Below are 25,203 nucleotides of genomic sequence, written 5' to 3'. Positions count from 1 at the left end.
CCCACCACCCCACCCGGTTCCTCAAACGCCCCTGCAAGGCTCTCCCCCCCCTCTTTTGGTGGGGTGTGGGGAAACCAGCTTTCCCCACACCCCTGCCTGCCGGGTCGTTCAGCCCGCAAGGGCGGCATTGATCAACAGCACCGCCAGTCCATTCTGCAAGGCGTGATACAGCACCCCCGGCCAGATCGAGCCGCTGCGTTCGCGCAGGTAGGCGAGGATCAGACCGATGACGAACAGACCCGGCAGCAACTGGGGGATTACGTGGACCAGGGCAAACACCGCTGCGTTGAGGGGAATGGCGAGCCCGGGACCGAGATCGCGGCGCATGAGGGGATACACCAGGCCCCGAAAGAACAATTCCTCGGCGAAGGGAACCACGCCCGCCACCAGGATCAGCAGGAGGATCACCTCGGCGGGCGCCAGCGCCGCGCCACCGGTGAGCATCTCGACCTGCGGGTTCTCAAAACCGCCCATCAGCAGGCCGACCACCGCGTTGACCAGCGCCAGAGTCACGATGCCCGCCACAAAGAGCGGCGGCACCAGCAGCAGGCTCAGCCGGTCGGGCTGACGCAACCCCAGCGCAGCCCCCCCGGCGCGTCGCCCCACCAGGGCGTAGACCCCGCCGATCGCCGCGAGGTAGATGCCCAGTCCCACTACGTAGACCACCGGCGAGATCAGCCGCTGCTCCAGGGCCAGGCCGAAGGCTGCCACCAGGCCGCGCGCCAGCAACCCCAGCGCCGCCGCTGCCGCCACGATCAGCAGCACCACGCCGCCCACGTCGCGCCAGGTCCATAGCGGCGCGGGCGGCGGCGCCGGCGCGGGCGGCGGCGCGGGGACGGCGGTCGTGGGGTCGTGGTTCATAGCAACTACATAGCCGGGGATGGCTGCGTCCTCACAGGAACGTTTCCTGCCGTCGTCGTGCGGCGAAGCCGCGCGGGTCCTGACGTAGACATCGCCGGTTGAAGGGGTGTGGGGAACCCTGCCTGAGGGAGGGTCGGAGAGGGCTACGCCCTCCCTGGAACACCCCTACCCTTCCACGGCAGGGTGCAAGGTATTGAACTGCGCCGGATTGGCGGCCTCGTAGGCTGCGATGGCCTCCTCCTGCTGCAGGATGAAGCCGAGCTGGTCCACGCCATGGACCAGGCAATGTTTAGCGAAGCCGTCAATCGGGAAACTCACGGCGCGACCGCCAGGTAGAATCACCTGCTGGTCAGGCAGATCCACTGTCACGCTGGCGGCAGGGTCGGCTTCGATGTGCCTGAGCAGTTCCCGGTGGCTGGTTTCATCTATCACAATCGGCAGCAGGCCGATCTTGAGACTATTGTTGCGGAAGATGTCGGCGAAGGAGAGGGCGATCACCGCCTTGAAGCCATAGCCCTGCAAGGCCCAGGGGGCATGCTCGCGCGAACTGCCGCAGCCGAAGTTGCGCCCGGTGACCAGCACGGTCGCCCCGGCGGCTTCGGGCCGGTTGAGCGGAAAGTCGGGGTTGAGTGTGCCGTCGGGCAGGTAGCGCCAGGCTTTAAACAGTCCCTCGGCCAGGCCGCTCTTGTCGGTCACCTTCAGGTACGCGGCGGGGATGATCTGGTCGGTGTCAATGTCATCGGCCACCAGGGCGACGGCCTTCCCGCTAAAGGTCGTAACAGGCTCCACGGGTCCCTCCTGGATAACGCATCGGCTCAGACGTTGGCGACAGTATCCAGCATCGTGCGCGGATCAGTGACCACGCCGGCGAGAGCCGTCGCAGCCGCGGTGAGCGGGCTGGCGAGCAGGGTGCGCGCGCCTGGCCCCTGGCGACCCTCGAAGTTGCGATTGCTGGTCGAGATGGCATACTTGCCAGGCGGCACCTTGTCGTCGTTCATCCCCAGGCAGGCCGAGCACCCCGCCTCGCGCCATTCGGCGCCCGCGGCGCGGAAGATCGCGTCCAACCCCTCGGCCTCCGCCTGCCGCTTCACCTGCTGGCTGCCCGGCACCACCATCACCCGCACGCCTTCGGCCACCTTGCGGCCCTTGAACAGCGCCGCCACCTGCCGCAGGTCGCTGATGCGCGAGTTGGTGCAACTGCCGATGAAGACCACGTCCACTTTATGGCCCAGCAGCGGCTTGCCCGGCGTCAGACCCATGTAGCTCAGGGCCTTGTCGAGGGCCTGGCGACTGCTGGCGTCGGGCATTTGCTCGGGGGTGGGAATGGCGGCGTCAATCGGCATGCCCATGCCGGGGTTGGTGCCGTAGGTGATCATCGGGGCCAGTGTGCTGGCATCGAGGAACATCTCTTTATCGAAGCGCGCCTCGGGATCGCTGGGCAACTGGCGCCAGCGAGCCACGGCGGCGTCGAAAGCGGCGCCCTTCGGCGCGTAGGGCCGCCCGGCCACATACTCGAAGGTCGTGTCGTCGGGAGCGACCATCCCCGCCCGCGCGCCGCCTTCGATGGACATGTTGCAGATGGTCATGCGCTCCTCCATTGAGAGGGCGCGAATGGCCTCGCCCATGTACTCAAACACGTGCCCGGCGCCGCCGCCAACCCCGTACTTCGCGATGATCGCCAGAATGATGTCCTTGGCCGTCACCCCCGGCTGTAAGCGCCCTTCCACCCGCACGGCGCAGGTCTTCGGGCGATACTGGAGCAAACATTGTGTAGCCAGCACATGACCGACTTCGCTCGTGCCGATCCCGAAGGCCAGCGCGCCAAAGGCGCCGTGAGTGGAGGTGTGGCTGTCGCCGCAGACAATCGTCATGCCCGGCTGGGTCAATCCCTGCTCCGGGCCGATTACGTGGACGATGCCCTGGTTGGCGCTGCCCAGTTCGTAGAGCGGAATGCCGAACTCGGCGCAGTTGGCGCGCAGTTGATCCAGCTGGGCGATGGCCTGTGGATCGATGACCGGAATAATGCCCAGTTCGTTCCGCGGCGTCGTCGGGGTCGAGTGGTCCATGGTGGCGAGGGTGCGGTCAGGGCGGCGCACGCGCAGGCCGCGCCGGCGCAACTCGGTGAACGCCTGCGGCGAGGTCACCTCGTGGATGAGATGCAGATCAATGTAGAGCACCGCCGGCGTATCGGCGGTTTCGGGGCGCACCACGTGGGCGTCCCACACTTTGTCGAAGAGGGTCTTTGACTGGCTCATCACGCTTCCTGTTCCAGAAACTCCCTGAGATGCGCAAACTGGAGCGAGGCGGGGAAACCGGGTTTCCCCACCCCCCTGCCGGTCTAGAAAGTGACGTTAGCGCAACCTGGAGGGTTGCGCACGGGTATGGCGCTCCCAGGAAGCCTTCCTTTCGATCATACCTAACCGCCGCCAGCGACCTGCTGGCGCGCCTCGCGCTCGCGCAGCAGGGGCAACTCCAGGCTGTCCCAGAGGGCCAGGTAACTGGCCTCGATAATGTTCTGTGACGCGCCGACGGTGGACCAGCGCTCGTTGCCCCGCGCACTTTCGATGAGCACCTGCGGCGTGGCCGCGGTTCCCAGGTGGGCGTCAATAATACGTACTTTATAGTCTACCAGCCGCACTTCCGCAAGGATGGGATAGTGCGGCAGCAGCGCCTTGCGGATGGCAACGTCGAGGGCGTTGACCGGGCCGTGGCCCTCGGCGGCAGTGTGCATCACCTGGTCGCCGATCCGCACCTTGACCATCGCCTGGGAGACGATGGCGCGGTCGCCGCGCTTCTCGACGATCACCGTGAAATCGAGCAACTCGAAGGGCGGCTGGTAGTCCTCGGCGCTGCGGCGCACCAGCATCTCGAAGCTGCCCTCGGCGGCCTCGAACTGGAAGCCGCGATGCTCCAGTTCCTTGATACGCTGCACCAGCATACGCTCGGCGCCGTTGAGACGCAACCCTAGCTCCTCGGCGCGCATGCGCACGTTGCCGCGCCCCGCCAGTTCGCTGACCACGACCCGCTTGCGGTTGCCGACCAGGGCCGGGTCAATGTGCTGGTAGCTCGACTCGACCTTCTCAATTGCCGCCACGTGGATGCCGCCTTTGTGAGCGAAGGCGCTGCGCCCGACGTAGGGCGCGTGGTGGTCGGGATTGAGGTTCGCCACCGCAGCGACGAAATGAGACACCTCGGAGAGGCGCCGCAACTGTTCCGGCGCCACGCAGCGGTAGCCGAGCTTGAGTTGCAGATTGGCGATCAGCGGGATGAGGTCCATGTTGCCACAGCGCTCGCCGTAGCCGTTGATCGTTCCCTGCACGTGGATGGCCCCCGCCTCCACTGCAGCCATCGCGTTCGCCAGCGCCAGGCCGCCGTCATTGTGGGTGTGGATGCCGATCTGCGGGCCGCCCGCGCCAAAGCGCTCGCGCACCGCCCGCACAATCGCCGCCACGTCTCCGGGCAGCGAGCCGCCATTCGTATCGCAGAGCACCAGACAGTCCGCGCCCGCGCCCGCAGCGGCCTCCAGCGTGCGCAGGGCGTACTCCGGGTCGAGGCGGTAGCCGTCGAAGAAGTGCTCGGCATCGTAGATCACTTCCTTGTCCAGAGCCTTGAAAAAGGCCACCGAGTCGGCGATCATGGCCAGGTTCTCGGCCAGCGTTGTCTCCAGCACCTGTTCAACGTGCAGCACGGAGCTTTTGCCAACCAGGGTGACCACGGGGGTGGCGGCTTCGACCAGCGCGCGAATGTTCGCGTCGGCTTCGCAGGCGCTCCCGGCGTGGCGCGTGGCTCCGAAGGCGCTCACGCGGGCGTGCCGCAGCCCCAGGGCAGGCACGCGCCGGAAAAACTCGGCATCCTTGGGATTCGACCCCGGCCAGCCTCCTTCGATGTAATGCACCCCCAGTTGATCGAGTACGCGGGCGATCTTCAGCTTGTCGTCACACGAAAGCGCCAGGCCCTCGCGCTGGGCGCCATCGCGCAGGGTAGTATCGTAGAGCAGGATTTGCACGGCCATGCCTCCATAGTGTGCGTGCCAGACTCGCCGTGGACAGCGCGCGGGGCGATGCCACCGGCAACCAGTGGAGGAGGATAAGCAAGATCAGCTTTCCCCATCCTCTCGCCTGATGGACGGGTCCGGGAGAGCTGCGCCCTCTCAGAACAAAACTGGACAACCACGTTATCCGGACAGGCCCTTACCGGCGGGCCGCGCCGATGGCGGGCAGCGGCGACGCGCCCTTGCGTCGAGCCGCTGCCGGTCGCTCCTCCCTGCGCCTGATGCATCGATCCATACTCTTAACCCTTCCAGCGGGGATAGCTCCCGAACACCTTGAACATCCCCGTTCTGGCGCGAATACGGGCCAGCGCGCGGGCGACATGGGCCTCTTCACGATGCCCATTTATGTCAACCAGAAAGATGTACTGCCCCAGCACGGCCCGCGAGGGCCGTGATTCAAGCTTGGTCATGTTGATCTGCTCTTCGGCCAGTTCGAGCAACGCTCCGACGAGGGTGCCGGCGCGGTCCTCGGTGAAGCCGAAGCAGAAACTGGTTTTATCATCGCCGGTCGGAGGCACATCGGTGCGGGCCAGCACGATGAAGCGGGTCACGTTGCCCAGGTTATCGGCGATGTCGCGGGCCAGCACCGCTGCCCCCATCAACTCGGCAGCGCGGCGGGTGGTGATTGCCACGGCAGGGCGTTCGTCGGCCATGGCCTCGCGCAGGGCAGCGCTGTTGGAGAGCGAGGCCACCGTTGCCACCCCCGGCAGGCAACGCTCAACAAACTTGCGGCACTGCCCCAGGCTCTGCGGATGGGCGTAGAGCACCGCAGCCTCGGAGAGCTGCACGCCGGGGCGCGCCGCCAGATACTGGCGGATCGGAATGACGATCTCTCCGGCGATCTGCAAGCTCGTCTCGTGGATCAGGAGATCAAGCGTGTAGTTGACGCTGCCCTCAAGCAGGTTCTCAATCGGCAACACGCCGACGGTGGCCGCATCGGTTTCGATCGCGGTCACCACCGCCGGAATGCTCGCCAGCGGCAGCAGGAGCGCGTCGGGCAGGCTGGCCGCGTAAGCCAGCGCCGCTTCCTCGCTGAAGGTGCCGGGGGGACCGAGGTAGGCGATGGTGGTCATTAGATGGTCACAGCATTGCGGCGGCGCGAGCGCGGCACTCGCCCATTCGACGGCGTCCATCCGCACAGCGCCCGCCCCATCCGCAATCCCAAATCCAAAATCCCAAATCCAAAACCCTAGTCCGTGCCATAGCCCGCGGCGTAGGCCACGGCCTCGGCCTTGATCCGCTCCTGGCGTGCAGCGAGCATCTTGTTGAGCGCGGCCATATACGCCTGCGCCGCCGCTACGATCGTGTCGGTATGCACCCCGTAGCCGCTGAAGATGTGCTGCGCCGCCCGTTTGCCGGTCAGCACCGTGGTGGTGCTGGTACTGGCCCTCAGGTCCACCCGCTCGCCCTCGGCGTCCGGCGCGCCCTGCTCGCGGATGCGCACCGTCACCTCGGCCACTGCGTCCAGTCCTTCGGTGATGGCGTTGATCGAAAACTCGATCAATTCGTTGGGGCGTTGCACCACCCGGTTGATTGCCCGGTAGATCGCGTCCACCGGGCCGGTGCCTGTATCGCTATCAACAAACACCTGGCCCTCCGGGCCGATCAACCGCACCGTGGCAGTGGGGATCATTCCCAGTCCGGAGTTGTACTGCACATGCTCGAGGCGATAGATTTCCGGCGTGTGCTGCAACTCGCCGGTGACCAGGGCGAGGATGTCACGCTCATCAATCCGCTTCTTGCGATCGCACAGGTCCTTGAAGCGCTCGAAGAGGTGCTGAAACTCCTCCTCGCTCTCCAGCTCGATGCCCATGGCATTGAGCTTGGTGCGGAAGGCATGCCGGCCCGAGTGCTTGCCGAGCACCAGTTCGCTGCCATCGAGGCCCACCGTCTCGGCGCTCATGATCTCATAGGTCTGGCGGTGCTTGAGCACACCGTCCTGATGAATGCCCGACTCGTGAGCGAAGGCGTTGGCGCCGACAATGGCCTTGTTCGGCGGCACAGGCACGCCGATGAAGCTGGAGACCAGGCGCGAGGTGCGGGCGATCTCACGGGTGTTGATCCGAGTGCGCACGCCGTAGAACTGCCCGCGGGTGTGGATGGCCATCACCACTTCTTCGAGCGAGGCATTCCCGGCGCGCTCGCCGATGCCATTAATGGTGCATTCCACCTGACGCGCCCCGTTGCGCACGCCTGCCAGCGAGTTAGCCACTGCCATCCCCAGGTCGTCGTGGCAGTGGGTGGAGAGGATGCACTGCTTGATCCCCGGCACGTTTTCGTAGAGATCGCGGATCATGGCGCCGTACTCGTCGGGGGTGAGGTAGCCGACGGTATCGGGGATGTTCAGGGTGGTGGCGCCGGCCTCAATCGCCACTGTCACGGCCTGGCGCAGGAAGAGCGGATCGCTGCGCCCGGCGTCCATCGGCGAAAACTCGACATCCTCGCAGAGCGATCGCGCGAAGGCGACCATCTCGCGGATGATCACCAGGGCCTCTTCGCGCGTCTTGCGGAACTGGTGCTGGAGGTGGATGTCCGAGGTGGACATGAAGGTGTGGATGCGCTTCTTAGCGGCGGGCTGGATGGCCGACCAGGCCTTCTCGATGTCATCGCGGTTGGCGCGCGCCAGCGCAGCGATGATCGGGCCGTCTGGCGTCCCCACCTCGCGCGCAATCTCGTGCACCGCCGCCCAGTCGCCGGGCGAGGCCGCGGGGAAGCCGGCTTCGATGATGTCTACGTTCAGGCGCGCCAGTTGTCGCGCCACCTCCAGCTTCTCCTCCAGGGTCATAGTGCAGCCAGGCGCCTGCTCGCCGTCGCGCAGGGTGGTATCGAAGATGCGTACATGATCTACCGCAGGGGTCTCCATGGTTCCTCCGTCTCTCTCGACAGCACAGCGCAGGCGGCGACGACCCGGCTGGCCCCCCATGGTCTGAAAACCTGTCTTCTGGCTTCTATCAGCCGCTGTCGTCCAGGCGCACTTCAGCCGTCGCCACACGCCCCTGGACAGACTTCGCGACCCTCCGCGTCCTCCGCGGCAAACAAACCGTGCATACAGACCAGCGCAGCCTCCGCCCGGTCGCCGCCCGCCGCGATGGTCGCTCAGGCCCCCCCGCTGCCGGGGATTACCTCACGCGGGTTGACAAACGGCATCATCCGGCGCAACTCCAGACCGATCTTCTCGATCGGGTGCTCGATATCGGCCTTGCGATAGGCGTTGAACCGCGGGCGCCCGTTGTGGTTCTCCTCGATCCAGTCCTCAGCGAAGGCCCCGGACTGAATATCGGCCAGGATGCGCTTCATCGTCGCGCGGGTCTCGGCGGTGATGATCTTCGGCCCGGCGGTGTAATCCCCCCACTCAGCAGTGTCACTCACCGAGTAGCGCATGTAGTTCAGGCCGCCCTGGTAGAACAGGTCCACGATCAGCTTGAGTTCGTGCATGCACTCGAAATAGGCCACCTCGGGCTGGTAGCCGGCCTCCACCAGCGTCTCGAAGGCGGCCTTCACCAGCGCCGAGACGCCGCCGCAGAGCACCACCTGCTCGCCGAACAGGTCGGTCTCGGTCTCCTCGGCGAAGGTGGTTTTGAGCACCCCGGCGCGGGTGCAGCCCAGGGCCTTGGCGTAGGCCAGCGCGTCCTCGAAGGCCCCCCCGCTCGCGTCCTGCTGGACGGCGACCAGCGCAGGCACGCCGCCGCCCTGCGTGAAGACCTCGCGCACGCGATGGCCGGGCGCCTTGGGAGCGACCATGCTCACATCAATCTCCGCTGGGGGCACAATCTGCCCGAAGCGGATGTTGAAGCCGTGAGCGAACATCAAGGTCTTGCCCGGTTCCATGGCGGGCGCGATATGATCGCGATAGATGTCGGCCTGGCCGATGTCAGGGGTAAGCAGCATCACGATCTGGGCCTCACGGGCCGCGTCGGCCACGCTCATCGCCCGCAGACCGGCCTCCTCCACCCTGGCCCAGCTCTTCGAGCCAGGGTAGAGGCCTACCCGCACATCGAGACCGCTGTCGGCCAGGTTACGGGCGTGGGCATGCCCCTGGCTGCCAAAGCCGATAATCGCGATCGGCCTGCCCTTCAGACGCTCAAGGTCGGCCTGCTTATCGTAGAACAACTCTGCCATACGCCGTTCTGCTCCTTCGCATGAGCGGGATACGAACACCCGCGGCGAGGGCCAGGCCCCTGGCCTGCCCGTCCAGAGTAATGAGAGGGCGGACGCTCAGGCCCGCCCGCGCAACGCTGCCATCATTTGACCGCCGGTACCGGCACCCCATTGCCGTGTTCGACATATTCGGCGGCAACCTGCCCGCGCGCGCCACGTACCATGGCGATGCGCCCGGTGCGCATCAGTTCGCGGATCCCGTAAGGCCGCACCACCTCGATGAAGTTCTCCACCTTGGCGGGCGAGCCGGTCATCTCGACGATCATCGTGTTGGCGCCTACATCAACGATCTTCGCATCGAACACGCCGCACATTGAAACGATCTCGTGGCGCGACGACGCGGGCGCGTTGAGCTTGAGCACAACCATCTCCCGTTCAACGATGGGATCATCGGTCACATCGGAAACCTTGATCACCTCGATCAGGCGGTAGAGTTGCTTGACCACCTGCTCGACATCTTCCGACTCGACGACAATGGTCATCCGGCTGATGCCGGGCTGCTCGCTGTGCCCCACTGCCAGACTCTGGATATTGTACCCGCGCCGGCGCACCAGGCCGGCCACGCGGCTGAGCACGCCGGGGCGATCTTGCACGAGGAGGACGATCGTGTGGGTTTTCATAAACCTGGCTCGTTTCTCAGCGCGGACGGCGTCCCGTCCGCCGGCTGCTATCGGGCATCGGCCTCGGTGATTATCATCTCGGCGATTGACTTGTTCTGCGGCACCATGGGGAAGACATTGACCTCGCGCTCGACGCGGAAGTCAATCAATACCGGCCCGTCGGTAGCATAGGCCTCGTCAATGGCCGCCTGCACCTGGTCGGAGTGTTCGACGGTCAGACCCTTCCAGCCGTAGGCTTCGGCCAGTCTGGCGAAGTCGGGGCCGGAGAGCGGCGTGCCGCTGTAGCGTTTGTTCTCGAACAACTCCTGCCACTGGCGCACCATCCCCAGGTAGCCGTTGTTGATCACAGCGATCTTGACGTTCTTGATCTTCTCCTGAACGATGGTCGCCATCTCCTGGTTGGTCATCTGGAAGCCGCCATCGCCGACGATAGCCCAGACCGTATCGTTGGGGCAGGCAATGGCCACGCCGAGCGCGGCGGGGACGGCGAAGCCCATCGTGCCGGCGCCGCCGGAAGTGATGTGGGTGCGCGGCCCGGCGTTCCAGTCAATCAACTGCGCGGCCCACATCTGGTGCTGGCCCACATCTGTCACCACGCGGTAGTTGCCGCGCGCCGCCAGGGTGCGGTTCAACTTCTCGTAAACATCGTGGGGCGGCAGGGCCCACTGAGCGGTGTTGGCGCGATTGACGTACTGCTGCTTGCCCTGGTGCTTGTCCTGCAAATCGCGGATGTGCTCCAGCCAGTCGGAGGCGTGGGAGTGCAACTCGGCCAGTTCCTCGCGCGGAGGCAGCTCATCCAGCAGCGCCTGCAGCGTCAGGCGCGCATCGCCAACGATCGGCACCGTCACCCTGACATTCTTGCCGATCTCGGACGGATCGATATCCACGTGGATCACCTTCGCGTTCGGAGCGAAGGTGCTGGCCTTGCCCGTCACCCGGTCATCGAAGCGCCCGCCGATGTTGAAGAGCACGTCGCACTCCTGGATGGCGCGGTTGCAGTGCACCCAGCCGTGCATGCCGGGCATGCCCAGGCTGAGGGGATGGCTCTCGGGGAAGGAACCGATGCCGTGAAGGGTGGTAATCACCGGGATGCGCAGCGTCTCGGCGAACTGGCGCAGTTCCTCGACGGCGCCCGACATAATCACCCCGTTGCCGGCGATGATCAGGGGCTTGCGGGCCGAGAGCAGCAGTTTGACCGCCTCGCGCACCTGTTTGCGGTTTGGCGCGTAGGTTGGCTTGTAACCGGGAAGGTGGAGCTTCTGCTCCCAGTTCGGCACAGTGGACTTTTGCATCGCGTCCTTGGTGATGTCAATCAGCACCGGCCCGGGGCGGCCCGTGGTCGCGATATGGATGGCCTCCTTGAAGACATAGGCCAGATCGTTGACGTCCTTCACCAGGTAATTGTGCTTGGTGATGGGCATGGTGATGCCCGTGATATCGGTCTCCTGGAAAGCGTCCTTCCCCAGCACATGGCTGCCCACCTGCCCGGTAATGGCCAGCAGGGGCGTGCTGTCCATCATCGCGTCGGCGATCGGCGTGACCAGGTTGGTCGCCCCTGGCCCGCTTGTGCCGATACACACGCCGACGCGCCCGGTGGCGCGGGCGTAGCCCTCGGCGGCGTGGCCGGCGCCCTGCTCATGGCGGCACAGCACGTGGCGCAGCCTGTCACGGTACTCCCACATCGCGTAGTAAAAGGGCATGATCGCCCCGCCGGGGATGCCGAACATCACCTCGACCCCCTCGCGGATGAGCGCCTCACACATGATCTGGGCGCCGGTTCGTGTCTCGGACATACGTCCTCCTCGTGGCACGTGGTAGTGGCAACGCGAAGCCAGGGCGGCACAGCGTCGGGCTGCTCGCATCACCGTAGAGCGTCTGGATTACGAAACTGTTACCTTCTGGACTACCGACCGGCGGAGCCGCTTCGATGGGGCGTTACGCCGCTGCCCACGTCCTTGTGGGCCTGCGCCCGCGCGGGGCCGTGCGCGAGCGGTGCGGCGGTGAGCAGATTCAATCGCCAGTTCGACATTGAAAAACCTCCCGGCGCTCGCTCGGGAGGTTCAGTCTCGCTCAGGCTGCTGGGGCTCGGCATCCCCTCCCTCAACGACTATCGCTCCACCCGATAAGGAGGAGTACAAGCACGCCGAGGAGGAGAATTGATACAAACCGAGACGCCGCCATCTGTGCAACCTTTACAAATCGCTATTGCAGGGAGCATACCACAGCGCCACAGGTGCTGTCAAGAGTGTTATGTGGCATCACGACCCGGCGGAGGTGTCTCCCCGCAAAAAGGCTGCGCACTCTTCAGGGAGCGAGGGATTGATCCACACGCCGCTGCCCAGTTCGAGGCCGGCGCTGCGGCTGAGGCGAGGAATAACGGCGATGTACCAGTGGAAGTAGCCGTTCTCCGGCTCCTTGGTGGGAGTGGAGCGGATGAGCAAGTTGAAATCCGGGTCGTTCAGGTGGGCGTAGAGACGGAAGAGCACGTCGCGCAGCAGCGGCGCCAGGTAGGCCAGTTCCTCATCGGAGACATGCAGAAAACTGGCCCGGTGCTGGCGCGGCACGATCCAGATATGGAAAGGCGAAGACGCGGCGTAGAGCACGAAGGCGGCAAACCGTTCATTCACCGCCACCAGGCGCTCACGGCGGGTCAACTCATCGTTAAGCATCGTACAGAACACGCACTGGCCCGTATCATCGAAGAAGCGCCGCGCTTCTTCGATACGGTGGCGAATGTCGCTGGGCACAATCGGCAACCCGACCACCTGGCTGTGGGTGTGCAGCAGCGAGGCCCCGGCGCGCTCGCCGTGATTTTTAAAGAACACGATCTGCTCTATCCGCGGATCGGCGGCGATCTGCTGGCCGCGGCGCAGGTACATCCGCAATACCGCCAGGACCTCTTCGTCGGTCATCAGGGCCAGGGTGGTGTTATGCAACGGATGCTCAACCAGCACCTCGTGGTAGCCAAACCCGGTAATGCTGCGCTCCACGCCGTTGAAATGGCGCATCAGCGAGCCATTCTCCATCAGCGCCGGGTATTTGTTGCGCACAATGCGCGTCTGCCAGCCGGGTCCGGGAGGGTCGCGCCAGACTTCCAGGTCAAGTTCTTCGTTGCCAGGACAGAAGGGACAGCCGGGATCACACTCGACGCGCTCATGGGTGCGCAGCCGGTCGCTGGCCTCGACATAGGCATTAGGACGGCGCGCTCGCTCACGGGCAATGATCACCCATTCGCGGGTCGCGAGATTCTGCCGCAACTCGGCCATAATCGATCCCTTTGTCGCCGCCGCTGCGGGCGGTGATGATCCCTGCCAGGTGATCCGGAGGAGAGGAGTATCGGTGTAAGCCGTTCTATTGTAGTTCGCTCTGACGGTATGTGCAAGCGCAACTATAACCCAGGTTGACGGCCATCCCGTTGCGGAGTATAGTGAAAGCAATGATCACGTCAACTGATCATACCCTGGCACCTGTCCCGCCGCGCCACGGTTCGCACCCCGTGGCGCCCTTCCTGGCGCACGACGCCGTCGCCCCTCGCGCCTGCCTGCGCGGGGGCTTTTTACATCACCAGGCAGCTCCATGGTTCGCACCCGCAGTACCGTTCGCAGAGGCGCGGAGAGGCTGCGTCTCTCCGAACGGTCACGTACAGGGCCGCATAGCGCAACTACACCTGATAGGCATGGTTTCAGATCAGCCTGACCGTCTGGCCTGCACCTCTACACCTCCACACCTCTACATCTCCCACAAGTGATGAGACACCGTGGAGCAACGGTCAAGTTGAAACGCCCGCTCTGAAACATGCCTGACCCCAAAGGAGGATCCCGTGAGCATTAACTGGGACGAGAAGTACGCCCGCGAGGGCCTGACCTTCGACGACGTCCTGCTCATCCCCGCCCATTCCCAGGTCTTGCCTGCCGAGACCGACGTGAGCACCTGGCTCACCCGGAAAATCAAGCTGAACATCCCGATTATCAGCGCGGCGATGGATACCGTCACCGAGCATCGTCTGGCAATTGCCCTGGCCCGCGAGGGCGGCATCGGCGTTATTCACAAAAATATGCCAGTGGAGCAACAGGCCGAAGGCGTGCGCAAGGTCAAACGCTCCGAGAGCGGCATGATCACCGACCCGATCACGCTGCCGCCCGACCGCACCGTCGGCGACGCGCTCGACCTCATGGCCGAGTATAAAATCTCCGGCGTGCCAATCGTGACCGAAGAGGGCGACCTGGTCGGCATCATCACCAATCGCGACCTGCGCTTCGAGAGCGACCGCACTCGCCCCATCCGCGAGCTGATGACAAGCAAGAATCTGATCACCGTGCCCGAGGGCACCACCCTGGAGCAGGCCAAAGAGGTGCTGCACCGTCACCGCATCGAGAAGGTGCTGGTGGTGAACAGCCGGGGCAAACTCACCGGGTTGATTACGGTGAAAGACATTATGAAGCAGATCGAGCATCCCCACGCCTGCAAGGACGAGCAGGGCCGGCTGCGCGTCGGCGCGGCCATTGGCGTGAGCGGCGATTATCTCGAGCGCGCCACGGCCCTGGTGCGCGCCGGAGTAGACGTGCTGGTGATTGACACGGCCCACGGCCACTCGCAGGGGGTGCTCGACGCGGTGGTGCGCGTGCGCGAGGCCTTCCCCGAAGTGCAGTTGATTGCCGGGAACGTGAGCACGGCCGCCGCCGCCGTGGCGCTGATCGAACGCGGCGTTGACGCGGTGAAGGTCGGTCAGGGGCCGGGGAGCATCTGCACGACCCGCGTGGTTACCGGCGCCGGCATGCCGCAGATCACCGCCATCACCGAGTGCGCCCGCGCCGCCGAGCGCTTCGGCGTGCCCATCATTGCCGACGGCGGCATCAAGTACTCCGGCGATATCACCAAGGCCATCGCCGCCGGCGCCCACTCGGTGATGATCGGCTCCCTCTTCGCCGGCACCGAAGAAAGCCCCGGCGAGACGATCCTCTATGAGGGCCGCTCATACAAGACCTACCGCGGCATGGGTTCCATCGGGGCGATGACCCGCGGCAGCGGCGATCGCTACTTCCAGTCCAACGTTCACGAGACGCGCAAACTCGTGGCTGAGGGCATCGAAGGCATGGTGCCCTACAAGGGTCCGCTGCAGGACACCGTCTTTCAACTCGTCGGCGGGCTGCGCGCGGGCATGGGCTACGTCGGCGCCCGCGACATCGAAACGCTGCGCCGTGAGGCGCGGCTGATCCGCATCACCATGGCGGGCCAGATTGAGAGCCATCCCCACGACGTAACCATTACCAAGGAAGCCCCGAACTACGAGCGTCGCTAGGAGCGGCGGGGCGAGCAACTTGCTCTAGCGCCCGGTCCTGGCAAGGTCTGGGAAGGCCGCTCCTTCCCAGACCCGCCTTCGTCGCAACGTGCATTGGGAAGCGTTAATAGTATGTAAAACAAGCATCCTGGGATTTCCGCCCCCCTCCCAACCTCCCCCCGTTGGAGGGAGGCGCCGGACTCCCTCCCCCGGCGGGGGAGGGTTGGGGAGGGGGCGGGGGATTTAAGCGCAAGACTTAATCTGTCGAAGCTCCTATGCCTACCAGTATTCCCGATGGCTTTGCCGATACCGTCCCGGCGATGCGCGCGGCCCACGAGCGCATCCTGGCCGCCCTCCAGGCGGAGGGGATCGCCGTGGCGCCCTTTCCGGCCAGCCCGCCCGCCCCGAACGAGCAGGGCCGGGCCGCGGCCCGCGCCTATCCTATGCAGGGCGTGCTCAAGTATCACGGCCTGGCCGACTGGACCTACCGCACCGCGTTTCTTCCCAGCATCTCGCTGAACAACGACGCCGCCCACACCATCACCCTGGTGGAGTTCGATCCGCGCCTGCCCGCCGACGAGGCTCGTTTCGGCGAACGTCCCGCCCGGGGCCGCGAACTGGAGCGCATCGTACAGATCCTCGATGCGGTGCGCGCCCTCGGGGGCGCGCGCGCGCCTGCCCGCGTCACCACGCGCAACGTGTTCAAGGCCAGCGTCGCTGGCAAGGGCCTCGGCACCAGCGCGGCCGGCGCCGCGGCGCTGGCCGCCGCGGCCATCGGCGCCCTCTACGGCCCCGCCCTGGTCGCCAACACGCGCTTTCTGAGTTGCATCGCCCGGCTGCTGGCCGGTTCCGGCTGCCGCGCCGCTGCCGGCGGTCTGGCCCTCTGGCTCTCCTACCCTGGCATCGCCCACGAGGACAGCTTTGCCGTGCGCCTGGACGCCGAAGGCCAGCTCGCCGACGTGCGGCTGATCACCGTGCCGATCGATTCGCGCATCGGCCTGCAAACCGAGCAGGCTCACCACGATGCGCCGCATAGCAGCTTCTTCAAGGCCTGGATGTTGAGCCGGGGCGAGGAGATCATCGAGTGCCTGCGCGCCGCGCGACGGGGCGACTGGCGCGTGATTGGACAGCTCGCCGAACTCGACAGCATGCGCCTGCACGGCGTAACTATGTCCGGCTCGCGCGAGCAGAAATTGATCGGCTGGGAACCAGAAAACATCACCATTTTTCGCATGTGCAACGCCCTGCGCGCGCGAGGCGTTCCGGTCTACGCCAGCACCGATACCGGGCCGACCGTCGTGCTGATCACCCACCGCGACCACGAAGCGGCCGTCGCCGCCGCGGTCGGCGACCTGGGGCTGGAGAGCGTGCGCGGGCGCATCGCCGGCCCGGCTGAGCTTATTGACGTCGAAGAGGCCCGCGGCGAACTGGAGGGGGCATGACTTCTCAGGTGCAGGGTTTTCCGGCGCATGCTCGCGTCGCATGCGCCATCCGGGGCATTGGGACGCCCAACTCCCCCCTCTCCCGCTCACGGGAGAGGGGGACGGGGGGTGAGGATCGTAAGCGCATTGGAATGCCGAAAACCCCTGCTCGCGCGAAAAACCCTGCACCTGAGAAGGGGGCATGACCCCGCTCTTCCCGTCCGGCACAACCCTGCCTGCGCGTGGGGAACGCCACCTCGCCACCCGCGACGGGCGGGCCCTCACACGTTGAACAGGAAGTGGCAGACATCGCCGTCCTGAACGATGTAGGTCTTGCCCTCCATCCGCACCAGACCATGCTTCTTCGCCTCGGCCATCGAGCCGGCCCTGACCAGATCGGCATAGGCCACCACCTCGGCGCGGATAAAGCCCCGCTGGATGTCCGAGTGGATCACTCCCGCCGCCTCGACCGCCGGCGTCTGGCGCCGGATAGTCCAGGCGCGCACCTCATCAGGGCCCGCGGTCAGAAAGCTGATCAGCCCGAGCAATTCATAGCTGCGCTGGATCACCAGGTCACGGGCCGGCCTGGTGATGCCGAGATCCTCCATGAACGAGCGGGCGTCGGCATCGTCGAGCTGGGCCAGTTCCGCTTCGATCTTGCCGCACACAGGCACGACGGCACTGCGGGGAAAGGGGTACTCGAGCGCTGGAGGGGCTTGCAGGTGCTCCTCGCCGATGTTCAGGACGATCAGCATTGGCTTGGCGGTGAGGAACTGGTAGCCCCGGATCAGACGCTCCTCGTCCTCGTTCAGATCAAGGCTGCGGATGGGCTGATCGGCCTCCAACTGCGCCTTCAGACGCAAGAGCAGGTCACGCTCGACGGTGCGCAGTTCCTTCTCCTTCGCGGCCAGCTTGGGAATCTCGGCGTTCAGCCGGTTGAGCCGCTTCTCGATAATCGCCAGGTCGGAGAAGGTCAGTTCGAGATCGACGGTCTGAATATCGCGACGCGGATCAACTGCGCCCTGGGGATGCGGCACAGCGGGATCCTCGAAGGCGCGCACAACGTGCAGCAGGGCGTCGGCTCCGCTCAGGTAGTTGAGCAAAGCCGGCGGCAGACCAGCCGCCGGTTTGCCGCCGCCAATGCCGGCCACATCAACGTACTGCACGTCGGCATAGGTCACCTTCCGCGGCTTGAACATCTGCGCCAGCACCGCCAGACGCTCATCGGGCACCTTGACCGTCGCCAGGTTCGGTTCCATCTGCCCCGACGAGTATGCCGCCGTCTCCGCCGCGCCCCGCGTCAGCGCGTTGAACACCGTGGTCTTGCCACTGTTAGCCAATCCGATAATTGCGATCTTCATGCATCAGGCCCTCTGCTGGGCGGATTACGACCGTATATCGCATTCTGTCGCGAGCTCCGGCAGTATAGCGCGGGCGCAGCGCGAACGCAACTGCTGGCATATTAACAGTTTTTTCCCTTACAGACTCGCAAGTGAACCGCTATAATGCGAAGTGACATGAAATCAACGTTTATCCAGCAGTAAGACCTGGTTTCATTACACCGCCTTATCTTTCTGGGGAAGCGGTGGAGGGGAAGCAACCTCCGCCGTCGCGCCGGCGCCGTACCGCGGCGAGCCGCACAGGGGTGAGCACGAGGCCATTCCTCCCCTCATCCCTCCAGATGAGCGGACGCCAACCCTGTCGCAGGCAGAGAGAACGCAGGATCAGGCCAGAGATTAGCGGACGACCTGGCGCAACTTTTTCGCTCGGCGCGGCGTTTGTATAAGTAGGCAAGCGGCGCCGCCGCCGGCAAGCGAAAGGGAACGGCAGGTCGCAGGATGAGCGATGCTCTCCTCGGACCAATTACGCGCGGTGATTGATCGCGCCCATCAGCGTGACCCGACTGCCATCAGCGACCTGTACGCCGCGTATGCTGGCATGATTTTGCGTTACATGCACGTCCGGGTGACCGAGCCAGAACTGGCGCAAGACCTGACCCAGGAGGTTTTTATCAAGATCATCAACGGCATCGATCGCTTCGAATACCGCGACGAGAAGGCGTTTCTCGGCTGGATATATACGATCGCGGCCAACGTGCTCTACAGCCACCAACGGCGGCGCCGCGTCGTGTCTACGCCGTTTGATACCCGCGACGATCTCGTTGACACCAGCAGCGAGCACGATGTCCGTGCAATCACCGACCGCATCGCCCTGCAGCAGGCCCTTGGCCAGCTCACCCGCGACCAGCAGCAGGTGCTTACCCTGCGCTTCTTCGCCGATATGAGCAATAGCGAGATCGCCGGGGTGCTGCGGCGCAGCGAGGGGTCAGTGAAAGCCATTCAGCATCGGGCGCTCCAGAGCCTGCAGAAGATCTTGAACCGGGAGGCTGAAGAACCGGCCCTCACCGGCGGCCCACCCACCTCGCGCGGCGAACAGGGCTGCCAGCGGCAGTGCGTCCTGAACGAGCGCGAAGTAGGCGTCGCAATCACCCGGCGCGACGTCCCGGCCACATCCCTTGAGGCGCCCGCGGGAGATTGATCGATCGTGCGTCCGGAATTGTCACAACTTCTTGATGAGGCCCTCGAACAACTCCGGGCCGGCGCCAGCATCGAAGAGATCCTGCGCGCCTACCCGGAGCATCGCGCTGCCCTTGAGCCGATGCTGCGCACGGCTGCCGCTATTCGGCAACAGGCCGTCAGTTCGATGCCGCCATCCCTTGAGCAGTGGCTCGCCTCCGGACGCCGCGAGATCGAAGAGATCGCCCGCGCCACCTATGCCCGTCCCGAAACGTCCTGGCAGCGCCTGCGCCGCACCCTCAGCCCAGTGACCGCCCAGGTGGCGCGCCGTAGCGCGCTGCGAATGGCTACCGTCGCCCTTACCGCGCTGCTGATCTTCTTCCTCACGTTTTATTCGGTGGACCAGGCGGCCGCTCGCAGCCTCCCCGGCGATTATCTGTACGCCTGGAAACTCTTTTCCGAAGAGGCGCGGATCGCCCTCACGACTGATCCTGATCGGCGCGCTGATCTTGCCGCTGCGCGCGTCGAACGTCGAGTTGCCGAATTGAATGCCCTCACCGAACGCGGCGACACCGATCCGGAGCACCTCTCGCAGATCGTGCAGCAACTCGACAGCCAGGTGCGCCAGACGATCGAGAAGTTGCCCGATACGAGCCCTGAGATCCAGCAACGGATCGTTGAGCGCATCGAACGGCTCCTGGCGCGCGCCGAGTTCGACCTGCGCACCGCTGCCGCCCCTGACCCGGCGACGCAACAGGCCATCGAATCGGTCGCCGCGGAAGTGTCGAACATTGCTGGAAGCCTGCCAGCGGAACCCGGCGTTTCGTCTTACCCGGCGCCTGACAGGACCACGGAAGCAGTCCGCCCGACTCGCACGCCGGTGATCGCCGTCATCCCTGCGCCCTCACCGACGTCGAGCCGGATCGCTGGCGGTGTCACTGCGCCTATCACGAACCCTGACATGGGTCAGAACGGCCCCGCGCCGACCCCGCCAGACGATGAGCCGTCGCAGCCAATCAGCGACGAGTTGCCGCCGGCCTCCACCCCTACCCCGCGGCCAACAGCGACGCCAATCGCTACCCGCAGCCCTGAGCCAACCGTGGCGCCGCCGTCGGCAACAACCGCGGCGCCAGCGACTGAGACCGCGACTGTCATCGCTCGAGCTACCAGCACGCCTACAGCGACGCCAACCGATACACCCACGGCGACGCCTAGCAGCACACCCACGGCGACGCCCACCCGAACGCCTACGGCGACGCCTAGCAGCACACCCACGGCGACGCCCACGGCGACGCCCACCCGAACGCCTACGGCGACGCCTAGCAGCACACCCACGGCGACGCCCACCCGAACGCCTACGGCGACGCCTAGCAACACACCTACGGAGACGCCTACGATTACACCTACGCCTGGCAGCACACCCACGGCGACGCCCACCCGCACGCCTACGGCGACGCCCACGGCGACGCCCACCCGCACGCCTACGGCGACGCCCACGGCGACGCCGACCCGCACGCCTACGGCGACGCCGACCGACACCCCTACGGCGACGCCGACCGACACCCCTACGGCGACGCCGACCCGCACGCCTACGGCGACGCCGACCGCGACGCCGACCGACACCCCTACGGCGACGCCGACCGACACCCCTACGGCCGAGCCTGACGAAGTCGTTGGATTGCGTCCGATTCTGCAGTGCGTCGCCAGGGTTAACAACACGCGCTACATTGCATACTTTACCTATCGCAACGTTCCTACCGGGCCAGTAGTCGTTCCTGTGGGCCCAGACAACCGCTTCTCTCCCGATCCGATCGATCGCGGTCAACCCACGGTCTTCCCGCCGGGCCAGCCTGAGGTCTATCCGAGATTCACCTTTAGTGTGGAGTGGGACGGAACCACCCTCGTCTGGTTGCTTAATGGGAGGACCGCGGTGGCCTCCAGCGCCAGCCCGCGCTGCGATACGCTACAGCCATGAGCCTCCGTGGGCTTTGCTCTTCCCTCCACCTGTGTACATCTGAACGCGGCCGCCGCACGGGAGGACCGCACCCTTCCGCGAACACCTCTGACGTGCATACCGCTGGCCACCGAAGTTAGCGACCGTCGTCGCTTCTGGCGGGCGAATCGCCGGGCATCCGCCTGTATGGACGCCGCCGTCCGCGCAGGCGTATGGCTGGCTTTAGCCTGTGCAGGCGCAATTGTTAAGAAACAAATCCGGTATAGCCCGCCAAGGAGGCCCTGGCATGTGCAGCCCGCGGCTTATGATGGTTAGAAATAAAGCCGGTATAGCCCGCGCAGGCGGGCTTCACATTTTTGGCCCGCGGCTTCAGCCGCCAGGCCGCACGATGAATACCGGTTTATATTCTTAACGGTTGGGCACAACCCTGACCGTTCAAAGTCAGATACCGATGTATAATAACCGTAGCACACCCTATCTTTCAGGTGCACCCGTGTTGACGGCGGCTTTCCGTTCTTCGGGTGCTTGCCCACAGAAGCCAGCGCCGATAAGTCTATTACCAGCAGTGCACGTTGCTACGCCAACAAGAGAAGCAGCGCGATCCGGGTATGGCCAACCCCAGGTCATCTTCTTTAGCGAACTCGACGGGGCCCAACTGCTGGCGCGCCTCAACAACGACAGGCTCGGGGCTTACCTTGCCGAGCAGGGCTATGGTGTCGCGGTCGCACTCTACGATTTCACCCAACCGCTCGCCGAGGCGGTGCGTCTGTTGAACCAGCGCCAGGTTATGGTGATCGGCTGGCTGCTCCTGCCCTCCGGCGAGGATTGCTGGTTCAATCTGCAGAACTATCCCCAGGCCTTTGCGCGCTACCACCGCTTCCGCGACTGGGTGCAAGAGCACGGCTTGCACTTCCACGCCGTTGGCCTGAACATTGCGCCTCCGGGCAGCGCCATTGACCAGTTGCAGCACGGCAACCTGCGCCACCTGGCCCGGCGCTTCTTACGCGCTCGCGATAACGCGCTCTACGGCGCCGCGCGCAACGCTTACACCGACCTGGTGAGCGAAATCCGTCATGACGGCTACGAGGTCCACACGTACCAGGTGCCGGTCCTTGCTGATGACCGGCGCGCCGGCAGCACGCTGGCCCAGCGCATGCTCGACATCGTTGACATACCCGCCGATGTCGAAGTGCTGATCTGTTACAGCAGCGTTCCGCTGGCGGCGCTGGATGATGATCTGGGCGGCGCATTGATTGCCAGTTACGGCCCCGCCGCCGACGGCATCGGCGTGGGCGTTGTGGATAGCGCCAGTTCACGCGCCAGGAACATCCGGGGACTCCCCCCCCTCTCCTGGGAGGCCCTGGAACGCGACCTGATCCTCGCCGGCCAGTTCACCGACGTGATCTACGTCTATTCGCTCGAAGGGTGCCTGGAACGAGGGTTGTTACCGCGCATCGCAGCGATCAACTGGGAGGCGACCCCGCGAGTGCTGGCCTGGAAGCGCGCGCTCGTGGGCGCCGTGCGAATGGCGCTGCTTATCGGTTTGCTGCTCACCCGCTTGAGTCAGGCGCTCCTGGCCTGGCTCGGCTGGGCGCTCTTCGCCCTGCTGCTGGCGCGCCAGCTACGCGCCGCCCTGCGGCGCCGTCGCAACTGACGAACCGCTACGGCGCAAAGCCTGGTTCAGGGTTGGCCATTCCAGCGTTGCGGTGTCTCCACACCTCCACAGAACAGGTCTACAGAGGTGAAGAACTGAGGAACTACAGCCGCCAATGCGAAGCGGGGGTGAACTATGGCCGACGAAGCGGCCCTGCGCCTGGCGATTGTTCAGGTGGGACGGCGACTGTACCAGCGCGGGTTGATTGCCGCCAGCGATGGCAACATCTCGGCGCGCCTGCCTGATGGTACGATCCTGATCACGCCGGCAGGCATGTGCAAAGGCGAACTGGAACCCGACGATCTGGTGGTTGTTGACTGCGAGGGGGCGCTGCTCCGGGCGAAGCCAGACCGCCGCCAGTCCTCCGAACAACTGCTGCACCTGCATATCTATCGCCGACGGCCCGACGCGCTGGCGTGCGTCCATGCCCATCCGCCCACTGCCGTCGCCCTCACTCTGGCGGGCATTAGCATGGCCGAACCACTCCTGCCCGAGGCCGTGCTCTCCCTCGGCCCCGTACCTACCGCACCCTACGCCCGCACCGGCACCGCCGAGATGGGCGCGGCGGTTGATGATCTCATTGGCGACCACAACGCGGTGCTGCTCTCACACCACGGCGCGCTGACTCTGGGCCGCACCCCCCTCGAGGCGTACTACCTGATGGAACAACTTGAGCACTGCGCGCGCATTATCCACGCCGCGGCGCTCCTTGGCCCGATCCAACGACTGCCCCCAGAGCGCATCGAGGAACTGCGCACCTTGCGCCACGTGAGGAGAAGGGATGAAACTCTCGCCTGAAAAAATCGAAGCCCTCGCGGTTGATCTCATCGACACTCTGGCCGAAGTTGATGGCGTGCTCTTTCGGGGCGACGATACGGCGCTGAAACTCGCCATCATCGAAATTATTACCGATGAATTGATGGTCGAGGAGCGCCTCGACGCCGAGGTGCACAGGATGCTGCAGGCCTACAAGTATGAGATCACCATGGGACGCCTTAACTACGATGAACTGTTCCGCAAACTGCGTAACAAGTTGATCGCGGAACGGAAGATCGTGCTCTGATCTGAAAGCGGGGAAACCAGGCGCACGTGCACCGGCACGCCATCCGAGCGCGTATAACGGGTCGGCTCTCGCCCGGCAAGGCCGCAAGATAAGCAGAGAGCCGATGCTTCGGCCTTATAACCCGGCAACGACGCCTGGACGCGGTATTAAAGCCAGACTGACGATGAACAGGGCAGACCGGCGCCGCCATTCCAGTCGCGCGCTGCTTCCTCAAGGGTTAACACGGGAGTGACGCAGGCATCGAGGGCGGCGAAGACGGGCAGCCATTCCCCCAGGGGTCGCCGGGCGATCAGCGCGGCAACCTCATCGGCCAGAGCCTGCTGGTCGGCGTCCTGCTGACGCGACGCGAGATCAGGCCGCCCCAGCGCCTCGCAGAAGCGAGCCCAGAAATGCGGCTCGAGCGCGGCTACGGCCAGGTAACGCCCATCGGCGGCGCGATAGGCCCGATAGCAGGCCGTCTGGCCGTTTAACCCTCGCTGCTGCTCACCCGCACGGGCCACTGCATACCACGGGGTCATCAACCAGCGGGTCGCCGCGAGCATAGACGCGTCAATCAGGCAACCCGGCCCGTTTTCGCGGGCGAGCAGCGCCGCCAGAATAGCCGTCGCTGCGGTCAGACCGCTGACCAGATCGGCCAGTTGCGTACCCGGCAGGGCCGGCTCGCCCCCTACTGTTGTGGTCGCCAGCAACCCGGACAGGGCCACGAAGTTTAGATCATGCCCCGCCAGATGGCTGAGCGGCCCCGACAGGCCGAAGGCGCTCAAGGCGCAGTAGATCAGGCGCGAATTCAGCGCCCGGAGGGCAGTGGGGCCCACCCCCAGGCGTTCCAGCGCGCCGGGGCGCAACCCGTCCACCAGCACATCGGCCTGGCGCGCCAGGGAGCGAAAGGCGTCCGCGTCCTCGGGGCGCTTCAGATCCAGCTCCACCTCAACCTTGCCGGCGTTGAGGGCCGGATAGGCTGCATGCAGCGGAGGAAGACGCCGGAGGGGATCACCGCCCGGCCGCACCACCTTTGTCACCCGCGCGCCCAGGCTGGCCAGCACCTGGGTGCAGGCCGGCCCCGGCAGATAAGTCGCCACTTCCAACACCCGAACCCCGCGCAACGCCGCTTCGATGGCCATGTTTCCTCACCTCCACAGGGCAACCCGACGCCCTGCCTGTAATCCGGCATCAGGACCATCGTATAGTATCACAATGGGAGGGCGTAAAGCGACAGGCTTCACCGCATAAACAGTTAGAACCACTTTCTTAACACATCCTTGACAAACCTCGACGCGAGTGCTATACTACCAGCGCTGGAGCGAGCCACGTCTCACTCACAGGGCTCTGTGAGGCAGACGCAACAAGTGAGGAAACAAACCGAGCGAACCGCGCTGATAGCCGTATCAGAGACGTCGCCAGGAAGCTCAGAACAATCTGAACCTTCCTGGTTTTGTTTTCCCCCGGCTCGTTCTCAGTGCGCACCTTCACAACCAGAATACGGTAGTTGAAGAGCTGGTCCACGTCAATGAAGGATGGCGAAGTCGCCGGGAGGCGAACGCCATCATCCTACGCAGAGTTTGATCCTGGCTCAGGACGAACGCTGGCGGCGTGCCTAATGCATGCAAGTCGAACGCAGGGCGCTTGC

20 protein-coding genes and 1 rRNA gene are annotated in these 25,203 nt (G+C 65.1%); 8 read left to right on the top strand and 13 right to left on the bottom strand.

Going from position 1 to position 25,203, the window contains the following annotated elements; genetic code table 11:
• Nucleotides 1–108: 108 nt before the first annotated feature.
• The 11 genes from NZU74_19755 to NZU74_19705 form a co-directional block, all read right to left on the bottom strand.
• Entirely contained in the window at nt 109–861 is a 753-nt protein-coding gene (locus NZU74_19755) for a CPBP family intramembrane metalloprotease (GenBank protein MCS6883570.1), read from the bottom strand.
• A 165-nt stretch (nt 862–1,026) separates the two neighbouring features.
• On the bottom strand, nt 1,027–1,650 hold the full coding sequence (gene leuD, locus NZU74_19750; GenBank protein MCS6883569.1) for a 3-isopropylmalate dehydratase small subunit: 624 nt from the start codon (nt 1,648–1,650) through the stop codon (nt 1,027–1,029).
• Nucleotides 1,651–1,676: 26 nt separating this feature from the next.
• Complete coding sequence (gene leuC, locus NZU74_19745; protein MCS6883568.1) at nt 1,677–3,116, bottom strand: 3-isopropylmalate dehydratase large subunit; 1,440 nt, start codon at nt 3,114–3,116, stop codon at nt 1,677–1,679.
• Between the two features lie 161 nt (nt 3,117–3,277).
• Nucleotides 3,278–4,873, bottom strand: a complete 1,596-nt coding sequence (gene cimA / locus NZU74_19740) for a citramalate synthase (GenBank protein ID MCS6883567.1) — start codon at nt 4,871–4,873, stop codon at nt 3,278–3,280.
• Nucleotides 4,874–5,151: 278 nt separating this feature from the next.
• Nucleotides 5,152–5,985: a prephenate dehydratase gene (gene pheA, locus NZU74_19735; GenBank protein ID MCS6883566.1), complete on the bottom strand. Its 834-nt coding sequence runs from the start codon at nt 5,983–5,985 to the stop codon at nt 5,152–5,154.
• A gap of 116 nt (nt 5,986–6,101) precedes the next feature.
• Nucleotides 6,102–7,775, bottom strand: coding sequence for a 2-isopropylmalate synthase (locus NZU74_19730; protein ID MCS6883565.1), 1,674 nt, complete (start codon nt 7,773–7,775; stop codon nt 6,102–6,104).
• A 233-nt stretch (nt 7,776–8,008) separates the two neighbouring features.
• Nucleotides 8,009–9,031 carry a ketol-acid reductoisomerase gene (gene ilvC, locus NZU74_19725; protein MCS6883564.1) on the bottom strand — a complete coding sequence of 341 codons (1,023 nt, stop codon included), beginning with the start codon at nt 9,029–9,031 and terminating at the stop codon, nt 8,009–8,011.
• A 122-nt stretch (nt 9,032–9,153) separates the two neighbouring features.
• On the bottom strand, nt 9,154–9,690 hold the full coding sequence (ilvN, locus tag NZU74_19720; GenBank protein ID MCS6883563.1) for an acetolactate synthase small subunit: 537 nt from the start codon (nt 9,688–9,690) through the stop codon (nt 9,154–9,156).
• 47 nt (nt 9,691–9,737) lie between these two features.
• Nucleotides 9,738–11,483, bottom strand: coding sequence for a biosynthetic-type acetolactate synthase large subunit (gene ilvB / locus NZU74_19715; protein MCS6883562.1), 1,746 nt, complete (start codon nt 11,481–11,483; stop codon nt 9,738–9,740).
• 110 nt (nt 11,484–11,593) lie between these two features.
• The gene (locus NZU74_19710; GenBank protein ID MCS6883561.1) at nt 11,594–11,719 is read right to left on the bottom strand and encodes a hypothetical protein; all 126 of its coding nucleotides are present in this window, start codon (nt 11,717–11,719) and stop codon (nt 11,594–11,596) included.
• Nucleotides 11,720–11,948: 229 nt separating this feature from the next.
• Nucleotides 11,949–12,956: a DUF4931 domain-containing protein gene (locus tag NZU74_19705; GenBank protein MCS6883560.1), complete on the bottom strand. Its 1,008-nt coding sequence runs from the start codon at nt 12,954–12,956 to the stop codon at nt 11,949–11,951.
• 554 nt (nt 12,957–13,510) lie between these two features.
• Between NZU74_19705 and guaB the strand changes: the two genes are divergently transcribed.
• Together guaB and NZU74_19695 are read left to right on the top strand one after the other, a co-directional pair.
• On the top strand, nt 13,511–14,989 hold the full coding sequence (guaB, locus tag NZU74_19700) for an IMP dehydrogenase (protein MCS6883559.1): 1,479 nt from the start codon (nt 13,511–13,513) through the stop codon (nt 14,987–14,989).
• A 254-nt stretch (nt 14,990–15,243) separates the two neighbouring features.
• Nucleotides 15,244–16,410, top strand: a complete 1,167-nt coding sequence (locus NZU74_19695) for a GHMP kinase (GenBank protein ID MCS6883558.1) — start codon at nt 15,244–15,246, stop codon at nt 16,408–16,410.
• A 260-nt stretch (nt 16,411–16,670) separates the two neighbouring features.
• Here NZU74_19695 and ychF read toward each other — a convergent pair whose 3' ends face one another.
• The gene (ychF, locus tag NZU74_19690; protein MCS6883557.1) at nt 16,671–17,750 is read right to left on the bottom strand and encodes a redox-regulated ATPase YchF; all 1,080 of its coding nucleotides are present in this window, start codon (nt 17,748–17,750) and stop codon (nt 16,671–16,673) included.
• Nucleotides 17,751–18,234: 484 nt separating this feature from the next.
• Here ychF and NZU74_19685 point away from each other — a divergent pair, with 484 nt between their 5' ends.
• The 5 genes from NZU74_19685 (at nt 18,235) to NZU74_19665 (ending at nt 23,576) form a co-directional block, all read left to right on the top strand.
• Nucleotides 18,235–18,927 (top strand): sigma-70 family RNA polymerase sigma factor, encoded by a 693-nt coding sequence (locus tag NZU74_19685; GenBank protein MCS6883556.1) that lies wholly within the window; start codon nt 18,235–18,237, stop codon nt 18,925–18,927.
• 6 nt (nt 18,928–18,933) lie between these two features.
• Entirely contained in the window at nt 18,934–20,880 is a 1,947-nt protein-coding gene (locus tag NZU74_19680) for a DUF5667 domain-containing protein (GenBank protein ID MCS6883555.1), read from the top strand.
• A 544-nt stretch (nt 20,881–21,424) separates the two neighbouring features.
• Complete coding sequence (locus tag NZU74_19675) at nt 21,425–22,513, top strand: hypothetical protein (protein MCS6883554.1); 1,089 nt, start codon at nt 21,425–21,427, stop codon at nt 22,511–22,513.
• A 135-nt stretch (nt 22,514–22,648) separates the two neighbouring features.
• The gene (locus NZU74_19670; GenBank protein ID MCS6883553.1) at nt 22,649–23,311 is read left to right on the top strand and encodes a class II aldolase/adducin family protein; all 663 of its coding nucleotides are present in this window, start codon (nt 22,649–22,651) and stop codon (nt 23,309–23,311) included.
• Nucleotides 23,295–23,576 carry a DUF507 family protein gene (locus NZU74_19665; GenBank protein ID MCS6883552.1) on the top strand — a complete coding sequence of 94 codons (282 nt, stop codon included), beginning with the start codon at nt 23,295–23,297 and terminating at the stop codon, nt 23,574–23,576. Before NZU74_19670 ends, NZU74_19665 begins: the two co-directional genes overlap by 17 nt.
• Before the next feature lie 146 nt (nt 23,577–23,722).
• On the opposite strand, the gene NZU74_19660 is transcribed toward NZU74_19665, so the two are convergent.
• On the bottom strand, nt 23,723–24,697 hold the full coding sequence (locus NZU74_19660) for a CoA transferase (protein MCS6883551.1): 975 nt from the start codon (nt 24,695–24,697) through the stop codon (nt 23,723–23,725).
• Nucleotides 24,698–25,123: 426 nt separating this feature from the next.
• Between NZU74_19660 and NZU74_19655 the strand changes: the two genes are divergently transcribed.
• Nucleotides 25,124–25,203 (top strand): 16S ribosomal RNA (locus tag NZU74_19655); the annotation flags it as partial.

The sequence above is a fragment of the Chloroflexaceae bacterium genome (assembly GCA_025057155.1).
Classification (GTDB): Bacteria; Chloroflexota; Chloroflexia; order Chloroflexales; family Chloroflexaceae; genus JACAEO01.
This window is presented reverse-complemented; position numbering and strand designations above follow the sequence as displayed.